The organism is Pseudomonas sp. H1_G08 (genome assembly GCF_054681355.1).
Window position 1 is genome coordinate 2,614,822 of the sequence record NZ_CP162822.1, and the last position, 13,633, is coordinate 2,628,454.

8 protein-coding genes and 1 pseudogene are annotated in these 13,633 nt (G+C 61.5%); 2 read left to right on the forward strand and 7 right to left on the reverse strand.

From position 1 onward, the window contains the following. Positions 1–15 precede the first annotated feature (15 nt). From AB4N85_RS11840 to AB4N85_RS11865, 6 genes are all read right to left on the reverse strand, one after another. The gene (locus tag AB4N85_RS11840) at positions 16–1,218 is read right to left on the reverse strand and encodes an HlyD family secretion protein (RefSeq protein WP_024013427.1); all 1,203 of its coding nucleotides are present in this window, start codon (positions 1,216–1,218) and stop codon (positions 16–18) included. Between the two features lie 15 nt (positions 1,219–1,233). Next, on the reverse strand, positions 1,234–2,703 hold the full coding sequence (locus tag AB4N85_RS11845; protein WP_460068145.1) for an efflux transporter outer membrane subunit: 1,470 nt from the start codon (positions 2,701–2,703) through the stop codon (positions 1,234–1,236). After that, complete coding sequence (locus AB4N85_RS11850) at positions 2,693–3,175, reverse strand: MarR family winged helix-turn-helix transcriptional regulator (RefSeq protein ID WP_016775300.1); 483 nt, start codon at positions 3,173–3,175, stop codon at positions 2,693–2,695. Before AB4N85_RS11850 ends, AB4N85_RS11845 begins: the two co-directional genes overlap by 11 nt. 251 nt (positions 3,176–3,426) lie before the next feature. Then, on the reverse strand, positions 3,427–7,101 hold the full coding sequence (locus AB4N85_RS11855; RefSeq protein WP_460068147.1) for a translocation/assembly module TamB domain-containing protein: 3,675 nt from the start codon (positions 7,099–7,101) through the stop codon (positions 3,427–3,429). Beyond that, a complete protein-coding gene (locus AB4N85_RS11860) occupies positions 7,098–8,825 on the reverse strand; it encodes an autotransporter assembly complex protein TamA (protein ID WP_460068149.1) in 1,728 nt (575 codons plus the stop codon). The genes AB4N85_RS11855 and AB4N85_RS11860 overlap by 4 nt, the downstream gene beginning before the upstream one ends. 66 nt (positions 8,826–8,891) lie before the next feature. Continuing rightward, a complete protein-coding gene (locus AB4N85_RS11865) occupies positions 8,892–9,542 on the reverse strand; it encodes a GNAT family N-acetyltransferase (protein ID WP_041477100.1) in 651 nt (216 codons plus the stop codon). 260 nt (positions 9,543–9,802) lie between these two features. Between AB4N85_RS11865 and xthA the strand changes: the two are divergent. Together xthA and AB4N85_RS11875 are read left to right on the forward strand one after the other, a co-directional pair. After that, a pseudogene (xthA, locus tag AB4N85_RS11870) lies at positions 9,803–10,616 on the forward strand (exodeoxyribonuclease III). A gap of 189 nt (positions 10,617–10,805) precedes the next feature. Continuing rightward, on the forward strand, positions 10,806–12,140 hold the full coding sequence (locus tag AB4N85_RS11875; protein ID WP_460068151.1) for a substrate-binding domain-containing protein: 1,335 nt from the start codon (positions 10,806–10,808) through the stop codon (positions 12,138–12,140). Between the two features lie 121 nt (positions 12,141–12,261). On the opposite strand, the gene AB4N85_RS11880 is transcribed toward AB4N85_RS11875, so the two are convergent. Continuing rightward, positions 12,262–13,491 carry an acyl-CoA dehydrogenase gene (locus tag AB4N85_RS11880; protein ID WP_024013435.1) on the reverse strand — a complete coding sequence of 410 codons (1,230 nt, stop codon included), beginning with the start codon at positions 13,489–13,491 and terminating at the stop codon, positions 12,262–12,264. Positions 13,492–13,633: the final 142 nt, after the last annotated feature.

Genomic DNA, 13,633 nt, shown 5'->3' on the forward strand with positions numbered 1-13,633 from the left:
TGATCCGGTGTGCTCTCAGCGCTGTGCGGTCTTGCCTGCTGCTGCGCTGTTGTCGTGAATCAACTGGGCAATCATCGCGTCCGCTTCGGCCAGTTGGCGGTCATACACATTGGTGCTGAACGAGGCCTTTTGCGGCGGTTGCTGGGCCAGCACCGGGCCGCTCTGGTCGTGCAGATTGACCTCGACATTGGTCGACAGACCGACACGCAGCGGGTGCTTGGCCAGCTCTTCGGCGTTGATGTGGATACGCACCGGCACACGCTGAACAATCTTGATCCAGTTACCGGTGGCGTTCTGTGCCGGCAGCAGAGCAAACGCGCTACCCGTACCGGCACCGAGGCTGTCGACGGTGCCGCTGTATTTCACGTCGCTGCCATAAATATCGGCCTCGATATCGACAGGCTGGCCGATGCGCATGTCGCGCAGTTGGGTTTCCTTGAAGTTGGCATCGATCCACAGCTGATCCAGCGGAATCACCGCCATCAACGCGGTGCCCGGCTGCACGCGCTGACCGAGTTGCACGGTGCGCTTGGCGACGTAACCGGTGACCGGCGCGATCAAGGTGCTGCGCGCATTGGTCAGATAGGCCTGACGCAGATCGGCAGCCGCCGACATCACGTCTGGATGCGACGAGACCACGGTGTCGTCGACCAGTGCGCTAGTGGTTTTCAGTTGCTGTTTGGCGTTGGCCAGTGCGTTCTGCGCCGAGGTCAGGTCGTCGCGGGCGTGGGACAGTTCTTCCTGGGAAATCGCCCCGCCTTGGGCGAGATTTTTGCGGCGGTTGTAGTTGTCCTGGGCTTTCTGCACTTCGGCCTGCTGCGCGTTGACCTGGGCTTTCATGCCGTCGACGTTGCTGTACAAACCGCGCACCTGACGCACGGTGCGGGCCAGTTTGGCCTTGGCACTTTGCAGGCCGACTTCGGCATCGTTGGGGTCGAAGTTGACCAGCACCTGGCCTTCCTGGACCAGATCACCGTCGTCAGCGCCGATGCTGACCACGGTGCCGGTGACCAGCGGTGTGATTTCCACGACGTTGCCATTGACGTAGGCATCGTCGGTGCTTTCGTTAAAGCGCCCGATGAACTCGTGATAGGCCCAGACGCCGGCAATGGCGAGCAGGACGACCACGGCGAGGGCCAGCAGCATCACCTTGCGTTTGCGCGGGTTGCCGGTGTCCGGGGTGTTGTCTTGAGCTTGGGTGTTTTCGGCAGTGGCCATGACAAATACCTTGAATTAATGGTGCGACGAGGCGGGGCTGGCGTTGGCTGCGTTCAGGTTTTCACCTTGAAAGCCGCCGCCCAGCGCTTGCATCAGTTGAATCGACAGGTCGATCTGCTCGGCATTGAGGGTCGCCAGCTGACGCTGGGCCTGGAGCAATTGCTGCTCGATGCTGAGCACGTCCAGGTAGTTGCCGATGCCGGAACCGTAACGCTGGACGACGGTGTTGTAAGAATCCTGAGCGATGTCGGTGGCATGTTGCTGCGCGCCGATCTGCCGGCCGATATCGCGTAACTGATTGATCGTATCGCCGACATCGCCCAGGGCTTTGACCAGACTCTTGTTGTACTGCGCCACCGCCAGATCGTAATCGGCGTCGCGGGCATCAAGGTTGGCGCGCAGGCGGCCGCCATCGAAAATCGGCAGCGATACGGTCGGCGCGATGTTGAAGAAACGGCTGGCCGAACCGAACATCGCATCACCCAGCAACGACTCGGCGCCGGCCGAGGCCGACAGGTTGAGGTTGGGATAGAAGCGGGTTTTCGCCGCATCGATGCCTTTGCTCGCCGCCTCGACCCGCCAGCGCGCCGCGACCAGATCCGGGCGGCGGCCGAGCAGTTCCGCCGGCAACACCGACGGCACCGCCACGGCGCTGGCTTGCAGAACTTTCGGTCGAGCGATTTCGTTGCCACGATCCGGGCCTTTGCCGAGCAATACCGCCAAGGCAATCTTCGCGCTGTTCAGGCGTTTTTCCGCGTCGATCAGGCTGGCCTGAGAACTGGCTTCCAGACTCTGGGTTTGCTGGAACTGGTACTGGCTGTCGATCCCCGAACTCAAGCGGCGCTGACTGAGGTCGAGCATTTGCCGGGTGCGCTTGAGGTCTTCGCTGGCAAGGTCGTAAACGATGTGCGCCTGACCGAGATCGCTGTACGCACGGGCGACGTCAGCGGCAAGTGTCAACTGCGCCGCCTGACGGTCGACTTCAGCAGCGCGCGCCTCGCCGAGTGCGGCTTCCCAGGCATCGCGCTGGCCGCCCCACAAATCGAAGTTGTAATTGAAGCCGGCGCTGACATTGCGCACCGTCGCGTAAGCCCCGCCCTGCCCGCGCGGATCCTGGTCACGAGCCAGCCGCGAACGGCTGATGCCGGCGCTGGCGTCGAGGGTCGGATAACGTTCGGCATCGGCGGCATAGGCGGCGGCACTGGCCTGATGGGCGCGGGCTGCGGCGATCTGCATGTCCGGGCTGTCGTGCAGGGCTTCGCGGATCAGGCCGTCGAGTTGCGGATCGCCGAGGCTGCTCCACCAATCGCTTTTCGGCCACGCCGCTGGCGACAGGGTGACGCCGTCGAGAGACTGCGATGTCTTCAGGCTCTTCGCGTCGAGGCGCTGGCCTTCGGTGTCGAGGCCGCTGTAATTGGCGCAACCGGCGAGGATCATCGCCGACAACAGCAGCGTCAGACTGCTGCGCAAAGTGTTAGCGCTCATTGTGATCACCTAGACGCTGGATGGTGATCGGGTCACCGGCGGCCAGCAGGATTTTCTTGAGGATGTATTCCAGGGTTTTCAGCTCTTCGCGGGAGATCGCGCCGGCCAGTTCATTCATCGCATCGGCACCGATGTGCGGCAGGCGATCAGCCAGTTGCTGGCCCTGCTCGGTCAGTTTCAACTGCACCTGACGCCGGTCGCCTTCGCTGCGCTGGCGAAGCAGAAAAGCCTTCTGCTCGAGGCGATCGAGCATGCGCGTCATCGACCCGCTGTCCAGCGACAGATGGCGGCACAGCTCGGCCGGGGTGTCGACGCCGAACTGGGCCATGATGATCAACACCTTGAACTGCGCGGCGGTGATGCCGTGGGGTTCCATGTGGGTATCGATGATCCGGTCCTTGAGCAACGCGGCACGACCGAGCAACAGGCCGAGGTGGCAATGTTTGAATTCTTCCGGAGTGAAATGCTTCATGGGTCGACCTGATAACTGCCTAGGCAGTGAATGTATGTCGAGATGTTACTGCTTAGGCAGCGAATGTCAACGCAATAGTTAGGGGGCTTTGTAATTAATCACTGACCGGCCACGCGGGATCGTTCCCACGCTCCGCGTGGGAATGCAGCCGGGGACGCTCTGCGTCCGTTTTTTTTGAGAGCCGGGACGCAGAGCGTCCCTTGAGGCATTCCCACGCAGAGCGTGGGAACGATCATTGGAGAGAACGCGCTCTAGAAATCCCGCTTGTAGAAAATATCCAGCGAACTCGCCACGCCGCTCGCCGCTTCGACGTAGACCTTCTTGCTCAGTTTGTAGCGCAAGGCGATGGTGCTGGCCGGTTCGAAGACGCCGACGCCGTAGCGCAGGCTGAGTTTTTCGGAGATGTTGCCGCTGGCGACGACGCTGGTGTCGTTGCCGCTGCCCTGGGTGTCGAGCTGGAAATCCTCGATGCCCAGATCCTTGGCCAGACCACTGGTGACCCCGGCGCTGCCCATCAGGCCCAGGCCCAGCGCGGCTTGCGCGAGCATGTTGTTGTCTTCGCCATTGGTGCTCAGCGGGCGGCCCAGCACCAGGTACGACAGCGCCTGTTCCTGACTCATCGCCGGTTCGGAGAAGATCTGCGTGGTCGGCTGTTCGGCGCTGCCGCTCAGGCGAATACCGGCGATGACGTCGTCGGTCTGGCGGATCGCTTCGATGTCCAGATATGGCTGGTCGATGGGACCGGCGAACAACAGACGCGCGCGACGCACGGTCAGGCGCTGGCCATAGGCGCGATAGCGGCCGTCGTTGAGCCAGAGCTCGCCACGGGTGTCCATGTTGTCGCCGATGTGCACCTGACCTTGCAGATTGGCGGTCAGGCCGAAACCGGCAAAGCTCAGCTTGTCCTGGCCGACGATCACGTCGATGTCCATTTTCATCGCGATCGGTGGTTTGCCCTCTTCGGTCTGCGCACCAACGATGATCGTGTCGTCGGAGACTTTTACCGTCGATGGCGGCAGCTCGCGCACGGTGATTTCGCCTTTCGGCACCAGCACCTTGCCAGCAACTTTCAGCTCATCGCCGGCCATGGAAATCTTCAGATCCGGGGCCATTTCCAGTTTGGCGTAGGGCTCGACGCTGACCGGCAATTGCGTGCCCTTGAGCGCCAGATCGACCACCAGCGCCTGCCCCCAGGCGACGTTGCCGTTGAGGCTGCCCTGACCGGTCTTGCCGCTTTGCCAGCCGCCGTCCAGGCGTACCGATTCACCGGCAATCGCCGCAGTCAGTTGCAGGTTCTGCAGCTCCATCGGCAGTTCGGCGCCGGACACTTCGCCATCGCTGAGCTGCACAGTGCCGTTGACCAGCGGCGCGAGCAAACCACCGGAGATCGTGCCACTGCCGTTGAGGCGGCCGGTGAGTTTCTCGACCATCGGTACAAACGGCCGCGCCACCGACAGGTCGAGGCCAGAGAGGCGGAACGAGCCGCTCAGCGGTTTGTTCTTCGGCAGCGGATTGAGCTGCGCCTGGACCATCAATTCGCCGAGTTTGCCGCCGACAAAATTGAGCTCGGTGTCGACGCGCTTGGGCGTGAGCTTGCTGCTGAGTTTGAGGGTCTGGTAGGGGAAATCCAGCCAGCGATCCTTGTCGCGCACGCGCAGGGTGCCGCCGCTGGCGTCGACACTGACCACGCCGTTCGGGCCGCTGGCCGGAAGGTCCAGTTGCAGATCGGCGTTGAGCCGGCCCTGCCAGGCGAAGTCCTTGGGCAACCATTGCGCAAGGCTTTCGATCGGGAATTGCTTGAGGTGATAACGCAGCTTAGGCTCGGGCATCAGGCGCTGATCTTCGCCACACAGGCTGGCATTGCCGGACAGCCAGCAATGCGCGCCGAAATTGATCTGGCCGTCCGCCAGGCGCTCCAGTCTGGCCGGGCTTTGCAGCTTCCAGTCCTGGCCACCGGCCTGAATGTCGCCACTGGCCAAGCGTCCGCGCCAGTTGCCCTTGTCGAGATTGCCGTCCAGACCCAGCGCCAGTTTCAGCTTCGGTCCGATCAGGTCGAGGTTGAGTTTCTGGCTTTTGATATCGCCCTGAGCACTGGCGGTCAGGGTGCCCAGCGAGGTGTCGCCGGTCTGAATGCCGCTGCCTTTGAGATTGATCTTCGCTCGTTGCGCGCTGTCGAGCGTGGCGTCGAGGTTGAGGCTTTGCAGGCGATTGTCCTGGAAGGCCAGTTGCGAACCTTGCAGATCAAGCTTGCCCTGTGGCGCCTTCAGCGTACCGGCGACGTTGATCTGGCCGTTGATCTGCCCGCGCAATTGCGGCCACAACTGGGCCAGACGCGGCAGCTTGATGTCGATCTGTCCGCCGAGTTTGTCCTGCAGGCTGCCCTTGCCGTTGATGCTGTTGTCGCCGAGGCGGATCTGCAGGGCATTGAGGTTCCAGCGCTCACCCGCGCCGTCAGCCTTGGCCTGCAGAATCGCCGGTTGGCCGCGCAATTTGCCTTTGAGGTCGAGGTCGGCGCTGAGGCTGAGCTGATCATTCTTCATTTCGCCCTTACTCTTCAACGGCCCGGCCAGAGTACCCGGCAGTTCGGCGACCCAGTACGCCGGGTTGAGCGCCGACAGATCCAGCGCAGTATCCCAGGCGATGCCATCGGCGAAGCGCACATTCACGTGTCCTTCGGCCTTGCCCTGCCCGGCCTGCATGACCAGTTGCGGCAAGGCGATCTGTTCCAGACTGCCACTGAACGGACTGCTCAAGGTGAACGCCCCGGCCGGGCCATCCAACGCAGCGTCGAAGTTGCCGAGGTACTGACCGTCGGTGTAGGACACTTCGCCAGTGAAAGTACGCAATGCGACTTGTGGCTCGTCGATCTCCGGATAGAGCCGGTGCCACGGGAAGTCTTGCCAGTTGATATTGGCCTGGGCGCTGAGACCCTTGCTCCAGTCGACATTGCCGGTGAGCTTGAGGCTTTGCGTGTCGTTGGCGTTGAGGTCGAGGCCGGCGATCTGCGCGCCGTTGGCGTCAACCTTGCCCTTGAGCAGCAGCGCCACCGGTGATTTCTCGGCGGGCAACGATGCGTTGCCGAGCAGTTGATAACCGTTTTTCAGGTCGCCTTCGCCCGTGAGCACAAGCTGATTGAATTGCAGGGTGTCCGGCAGATCGGCGCTCGGCTTGAACGCGTCGCTGGTGATGCGCACCCTGGCCGGCAGGTTTTCCGCCAGCGCTTGCAGCTCGCCGTTCAACTGGCCGTCGAGGTAGCCACGGCTGTCGGCGTGCAGGTTGAGGGTTTTCAGCAGGTCGCCGTCGACTTTCAGCGCCAGCGTCCACGGCTCGCTGCCGGGAGACGGCAAAGTCAAATCGCCCTGAATCGTCAGCGGCCAGTTGCCGCTCGGTTGCAGCAGGCCGGACAGGTTCAGGCTGAGCTCGTCGCGCTGCAATTTCACGCTGTCGATCTGCAGGCCCTGAGCAGTCCAGTGCGCCGCCAGTTGCAAGCCCTTGAGCTGTTCGCTGCCGTTGAACAACAGGCTGCCCACCTCGACGTCGCCCAATTCGATGGCCAACGGCAATTGCAGGTCCGACAGTTTGATCGGGCCGCTCTCGGTGGTTTCTTCGCTCGGCGGGAATTGCAGGATCACCTGATCGGCCTTGAGCTGATCAATGCACAAGGTCATGCGCGTCAGGCACAGCGGCGACCAGGCGAAGATTGCCTTGTTCAGCTCGACGCGGCTTGTGTCCTGCTGCCACACCAGGTGATCGGCACTCCACTGCCCAGCGAGGCGACCGTGGAAATTCTCCACGGTCAAGCCGGGCACAAGGCCCAGCGCCCAACGACTGCCGGCCTGCGTGCCAAGCAGTGCGGCCAGGCTCAAGACGATCAACAAGACCAGCGCCAACAAAGTCAGCGCCGTTATTTTCACACCACGCTTCACAGCTCAGGCCCCATGGAAAAGTGCAGCCGGATGCCGCCGTCGTCGTCCAGCGCATGGGCCAGGTCAAGGCGGATCGGCCCGACCGGCGAGACCCAGCGCACACCTACACCGACCCCGGTCTTGAGGTCGGGCAGTTCGAGTTTGTTGAAAGAGTTGCCTTGGTCGACGAAGGTCGCGACCCGCCATTTCTCGGCGATCGAATACTGATACTCGACGCTGCCGGCAATCATGTAACGGCCACCGATGCGGTCGCCGTCAGAGTTTTTCGGCGACAGGCTCTGATAGTCGTAACCGCGCACGCTCTGATCGCCACCGGCAAAGAAGCGCAGCGACGGCGGAATCGAGTTGTAGCCGTTGGTGGCGCTGCCGCCGACCTGCATGCGACCGAGCAAGCGGTGCTTGTCGAACACCGTGGTCAGGCCCTTGACCAGCGCGGTGCCGTATAGAAGGTTGTTGTCCGAACCGAGGCCTTCCTTGGCCACTTTGCTTTCGAAGCTCAGGCGATAGCCGTTACGCGGGTCGATGCGGTTGTCGCTTTTCAGATAGGAATAACTGATGCCGGGCATGAGCAACGTGCTCAGGCCGGAGTCGTCGCCGAGTTCGTATTCTTCACGTTGCCATTTCAGCGAGATCACCCGCTGCCAGCCGCTGGGCAACTTGCTGTGCCATTCCGGGCCGAAAGTCAGCAGTTTGCTGAGGGTGTCGGAGCCTTCGATGTCTTCGAACTGATAGCCGCCGGCCCAGCGCAGTTTGTCGGTCAATGGCGGGTCGAGCGGGATGTCGTAGAACAGCCCGACGTTCTGCCGGGGCGCCGAGAGCTCGGCCTCCCAGCCATAGCTGTCGCCCTGCGGGTTGACCCAGTGACGCGTCCAGTTGGCCTTGATCCGTGGGCCGACGTCGGTCGAATAACCGAGGCCCAGACCCATGGTGCGCGGCTTGCGCGTGTCGAGTTTGACGGCGACCGGAATCACATCGTTCTGCGCTGCCGTCGGTGCCGCGTCGACGCGCACGCCTTCGAAATAGCCGCTCGATTGCAGATCGCGATTGAGTTCGGCGATCAGTTCCGAATCGTAAGGCTCGCCTGCCTTGAACGGCACCATGCGTTGCAGCAGGTCTTCGTCGAACGGCGTGTGGCCCTCGAAACTGACTTTGCCCAGCGCATAGCGCGGGCCGCTGTCGTAGATCAATTCGATGTCGGCGACACCTGCGCGCGGGTCGACCATGAGTTTCTGGCTGGTGAAATGACCGCTGAAGTAACCGAAGCGCGAGGCCTGGTTCTGGATCACCCGTTTGGCGTCTTCGTAACGGCCATGGTTGAGCACGGCGCCGGACTTGAGCAGGTCGCTTTTCGGTACGCGAAAGGATTTCAGCGATGCCGCCGGGCCATCGACACGCACGGTGACGTTGCGCAGGCGAATCGGTTCGCCGGGATCGATGTTCAGCACCAGACGCGGTTTTTCCCCGCCCTTGACGTCACTGTCGATCTGCGGCTGGTAGTAGCCCAGCGCCTGAGCCGCTTTGCGCGCCTGCTCTTCGGCGCCGCGACTGAAACGCAGCAAGGCTTCTTCGTCGCGATCGCCGAGGCTGCCGATATAGCCTTCTATATTGGCCTTGAGTTCATCGTTGGACGGCTTGATCCGTACATCCAATTCACTTTGCGCCAGCGCCGCGCAGCTGGATAACAGCATCAGCACGCCGCTGGTAAATCTTCGTGGAAACTTCATAGGCGCGGATGCTATCACGGGCTCGGGAGCCTGATAGAACAGGTAATTTGTGAAGAAGTTCGATCATTATCCCGTTGCTGTTTGTAACACCTGCGGATTGGCGTGGAAAAATACGTGTTCGCGCACCGGCCCGACGGCAACCTCGCCGATCTCCTGATAACCCTGCCTTTTATAGAATTCCAGGTAGCGCGGGTTGCCGGTGTCGAGCACCACGCCTTGCGATGTTTCATCGACGGCGCACCAGTTGTGCACGGCAGTGAGCAATTGTTCGCCGTAATGCTTGCCCTGAAACTGCGGGTGAACGCCGAGCAACGGCAGCATGTGCACCGAATCACCCGGCACGCATGCAGCAACGGCATCGTGGTATTCCAGATAACGCCGGGTGCAGCGAAAACCGGTGCTGAGCACCATGCGCAGGCGCCATGCCCAGCTTTCGGTAACGCCCAGGCGCCGTTGCGGCGGTGCGATCAGGGCGATGCCGATCAAGCGATCGTTGACCAACAGGCCGATTGCCGGCAGGTCCTGGAGAAAATGCTGTTTGACCAGCTCGCGCACCGTGGCGCGCACCCGTTGTTCATAGCCGGGACGTTCGGCTTCGAACAGGTAGCCGAAGGTCGGCTCGTGGCGATAGGCCTGATACAGCAACGAGCGGGCTTCGCGCGAATAGCCGCGGTCGAGCATGTGGATGTCGGCAACGGCGGTCTGGGTTTCAGGCATTGCAGTGATTCTCCCCGGGGGCGCGCTCGGAGGCTGGCGCGCTTGTTGGTACGAACCTTGGGCGGATGTGGTGGTTCCCCTGACAGGTATAGACCAAGTCGGGATCTTCATCGATCTCGCCGGCCTCTTCGCGAGCAGGCTCGCTCCCACAGAGGCGCTGCATAGGGCATCACAAATCCCACAGGTGAAATTGATTTCTCCCACACTGGCCCATCTCCCCCATGTCAGCTAGCATCGCCCTTTTGCCAGGACTGCCGACCATGAAGATTGTTTCCTTCAACATCAACGGACTGCGTGCCCGTCCGCATCAGCTGGCAGCGCTGATCGAAAAACATCAGCCCGACGTGATCGGCCTGCAGGAAACCAAGGTCCACGACGACCAGTTCCCCCACGATGACATCCGCGCCCTCGGCTATCACGTGCATTTCCATGGCCAGAAGGGTCATTACGGTGTCGCCCTGCTCTCGCGCAACGAGCCGATCGCCATCCACAAAGGCTTTGCCACCGATGAAGAAGACGCGCAACGGCGCTTTATCTGGGGCACTTTCGCTGATGCCAATGGCGTGCCGGTGACGATCATGAACGGCTATTTCCCACAAGGTGAAAGCCGTGACCATCCAACCAAATTCCCCGCCAAGGAGCGTTTCTACAGCGATCTGCAAGCGCTGCTGGAAAGCCAGTTCCACAACGAACAGCCACTGGTGGTGATGGGCGATGTGAACATTTCCCCGGAAGACTGCGACATCGGCATCGGCCCGGACAACATGAAGCGCTGGCTGAAAACCGGCAAATGCAGCTTCCTGCCGGAAGAACGCGAGTGGATGGCGCGCCTGAAAAACTGGGGCCTGACCGACAGCTACCGTCACCTCAATCCCGACGTGAGCGACATGTTCAGCTGGTTCGACTACCGCAGCCAGTGGCTTTGAAGATGAGCCCAAACGCGGCCTGCGCATCGATGTAATTCTGGCTTCCCATGGCCTGCTGCCACGGGTCAAGGATGCCGGCGTGGACTACGAACTGCGCGGCATGGAAAAGCCATCGGACCATGCGCCGATCTGGCTTGAGCTGGCCTGATCCAGACTGAGGGAATTTTCATTGTGGGAGCGAGCCTGCTCGCGAATGCGGTGGATCAGCGACAAATTTTTCGACTGACACGCCGCCTTCGCGAGCAGGCTCGCTCCCACAGGTAATCCCCTGTCATATTTCGGTCACGCGCCTGACTTAATCTCCCCGGCAATCCCCTTGGCTTGATTCGGTGCCGGCATGACCCTGCGTGTTCTCTGCGTTTTCCTGTTGAGTGGCTGGCTGTCGATCTACGCCGCCGCCCTGCCGATCCCCGAAAACGGCCCGGCTTTACGCATTCAGGGTTCCAACACCATCGGTGCCGATCTGGGTCCGGCGCTGGTCGAAGGTCTTTTGCAGCAACAAGGCCTGCTGAAAATCCACCGCGAAACCCCGGACACCGCCAACGAACAACGCATCGTCGGCCAGACCGCACAAGGGCAACGCGTGATCATCGAAGTTGCCGCTCACGGTTCCAGCACCGGTTTCGCTGCGTTGAAAAACGCCAGCGCCGATCTGGCCGCCTCTTCCCGTGAGATCAAGGACAGCGAACTGCTTGCCCTGCAAACCCTCGGCGATCTGAAAAGTCCGGCGGCCGAGCAAGTCATTGCCATCGACGGCCTGGCGATCATCCTCAACCCGGCCAACCCGCTTGAGCAGTTGAACACCGAGCAACTGGCGCGGATTTTTGCCGGCGAAGTGAAAACCTGGGAAGAACTCGGTGGCCGTGGCGGCGCCATTCATTTATATGCGCGGGATGATCAGTCGGGAACATACGACACCTTCAAGGAACTGGTCCTGAGCCGGCGTGGGAAAAGTCTGAGCAGCGCGGCGAAACGTTTCGAATCCAGCGAGCAATTGTCCGACGCCGTCAGCGCCGATCCGCAAGGTATCGGCTTCATCGGCTTGCCCTATGTGCGTCAAGCCAAAGCCGTAGCGATTGCCGATGGCGCCTCGCAAGCGATGCTGCCGCTGAACAGTCTGATCGCCACCGAAGACTATCCGCTGTCGCGGCGCTTGTTCTTTTATCTGCCGCCGGACAGCCGCAATCCGTGGGCGCAGGCGTTGGCCAGCTTTGCCCAGAGCCCAGAGGGTCAGGCGATCGTCGCGGCCAGCGGTTTTGTCAGCCAGACCGTACAAGCCATGAGCGTGGCGCCGAATGCGCTGATGCCCGAGGGTTACCAATCCCTCAGCCGGCATGCCCAGCGTCTGACAGTGAATTTCCGTTTTGCCGAGGGCAGCGCCAGTCTGGACAACAAGGCGCGGCAGGATCTGGCGCGGGTGCTCGACTATATAAAGCGCCATGGCAAGACCGAACGGGCGGTGACGCTGGTGGGGTTTGGTGATTTGAAGGATGACCCGGCGCGGGCCGATCTGCTGTCGAAGCTGCGAGCGATGGCGGTGCGGCGCGAGCTGGTCAAAAACGGTGTGGTCATGCGCGAAGTCCGTGGCTTCGGCGCACTGATGCCGGTGGCGACCAACAGCGCGGATGAAGGGCGGATCAAGAACCGGCGGGTTGAGGTTTGGGTGTATTGATCCTGATGTCGATGTGCTGAGTGTACAGGCCCTTTCGCGAGCAGGCTCGCTCCCACATTGGATCTGTGGCGTGCACAAATCTTGTGGGAGCGAGCCTGCTCGCGAATGAGGCGACGCGGTATTACTGGCCGCTACGCATCATCTCCTTCGGCACATACTTGCCGATCTCGAACTTGCCAATCGCCGCGCGGTGCACTTCGTCCGGGCCGTCGGCCAGACGCAGGGTGCGTTGCATCGCATACATATAAGCCAGCGGGAAATCGTTCGACACCCCTGCCCCACCGTGCATCTGGATAGCGCGGTCGATCACCCGCAGGGCCACGTTCGGTGCGACGACTTTGATCTGCGCAATCTCGCTTTTCGCCACTTTGTTGCCGACGGTGTCCATCATGTACGCCGCTTTCAACGTCAGCAGACGCGCCATGTCGATCTCCATCCGCGAGTCGGCGATCTTGTCGATGTTGCCACCCAGACGCGCCAGCGGTTTGCCGAACGCGGTGCGGCTCACCGAACGTTTGCACATCAGTTCCAGCGCACGCTCGGCCATGCCGATCGAACGCATGCAGTGGTGAATGCGGCCTGGGCCAAGGCGACCCTGGGCGATTTCGAAGCCGCGTCCTTCACCGAGCAGGACGTTTTCGTACGGCACGCGAACGTTGTCGAACAGCACTTCGGCGTGACCGTGCGGTGCGTCGTCGTAGCCGAACACCGGCAGCGGACGGACGATTTTCACCCCGGGGGTGTCGACCGGCACGAGAATCATCGAGTGCTGGGCGTGACGCGGCGCGTCGGGGTTGCTCAGGCCCATGAAAATCAGGATCTTGCAGCGCGGATCGCAGGCGCCGGAAGTCCACCATTTCTTACCGTTGATCACCCACTGATCGCCATCGCGCACGGCCCGAGCGGCCATGTTGGTCGCGTCGGAAGATGCCACGTCGGGCTCGGTCATGGCGAACGCCGAACGGATCTCGCCGCGCAGCAGCGGCTCGAGCCAGCGCTGTTTCTGCTCTTCGTTGGCGTAGCGCACCAATACTTCCATGTTGCCGGTGTCCGGCGCCGAGCAGTTGAACGGCTCCGGCCCCAGCAGGGAACGGCCCATAATTTCCGCCAACGGCGCGTATTCAAGATTGCTCAGGCCGGCGCCCAGCTCGGACTCAGGCAGAAACAAATTCCACAGACCCTCAGCCTTGGCCTTGGCCTTGAGCTCTTCCATGATTGCGGTCGGCTGCCAGCGATCGCCCTCGGCGACCTGGCGTTCGAACACCGCTTCGGCCGGGTAAACGTAAGTGTCCATGAACGCAGTCACGCGCTCACGCAGTTCCTGAACCTTGGGCGAATAAGCGAAATCCATGGGTAGTTACCTTCTCGGGCAGAGGTTGTTCAAGTCATGCAATCGATGCTAGAACAGCGCTGATCATTTACCTAGCCTATTCTCGGCGTGTATAAACATTCATCACCAATATATGATCCGCTGATCGTCAGCCCCAAAACAC

Excerpts from the sequence above, each read along its gene's own strand:
- AB4N85_RS11880 (WP_024013435.1), bottom strand. The coding sequence starts at position 13,491 with ATGGATTTCGCTTATTCGCCCAAGGTTCAGGAACTGCGTGAGCGCGTG.
- AB4N85_RS11850 (WP_016775300.1), bottom strand. The coding sequence starts at position 3,175 with ATGAAGCATTTCACTCCGGAAGAATTCAAACATTGCCACCTCGGCCTG.
- AB4N85_RS11840 (WP_024013427.1), bottom strand. The coding sequence starts at position 1,218 with ATGGCCACTGCCGAAAACACCCAAGCTCAAGACAACACCCCGGACACC.
- AB4N85_RS11845 (WP_460068145.1), bottom strand. The coding sequence starts at position 2,703 with ATGAGCGCTAACACTTTGCGCAGCAGTCTGACGCTGCTGTTGTCGGCG.
- AB4N85_RS11875 (WP_460068151.1), top strand. The coding sequence starts at position 10,806 with ATGACCCTGCGTGTTCTCTGCGTTTTCCTGTTGAGTGGCTGGCTGTCG.
- AB4N85_RS11865 (WP_041477100.1), bottom strand. The coding sequence starts at position 9,542 with ATGCCTGAAACCCAGACCGCCGTTGCCGACATCCACATGCTCGACCGC.
- AB4N85_RS11860 (WP_460068149.1), bottom strand. The coding sequence starts at position 8,825 with ATGAAGTTTCCACGAAGATTTACCAGCGGCGTGCTGATGCTGTTATCC.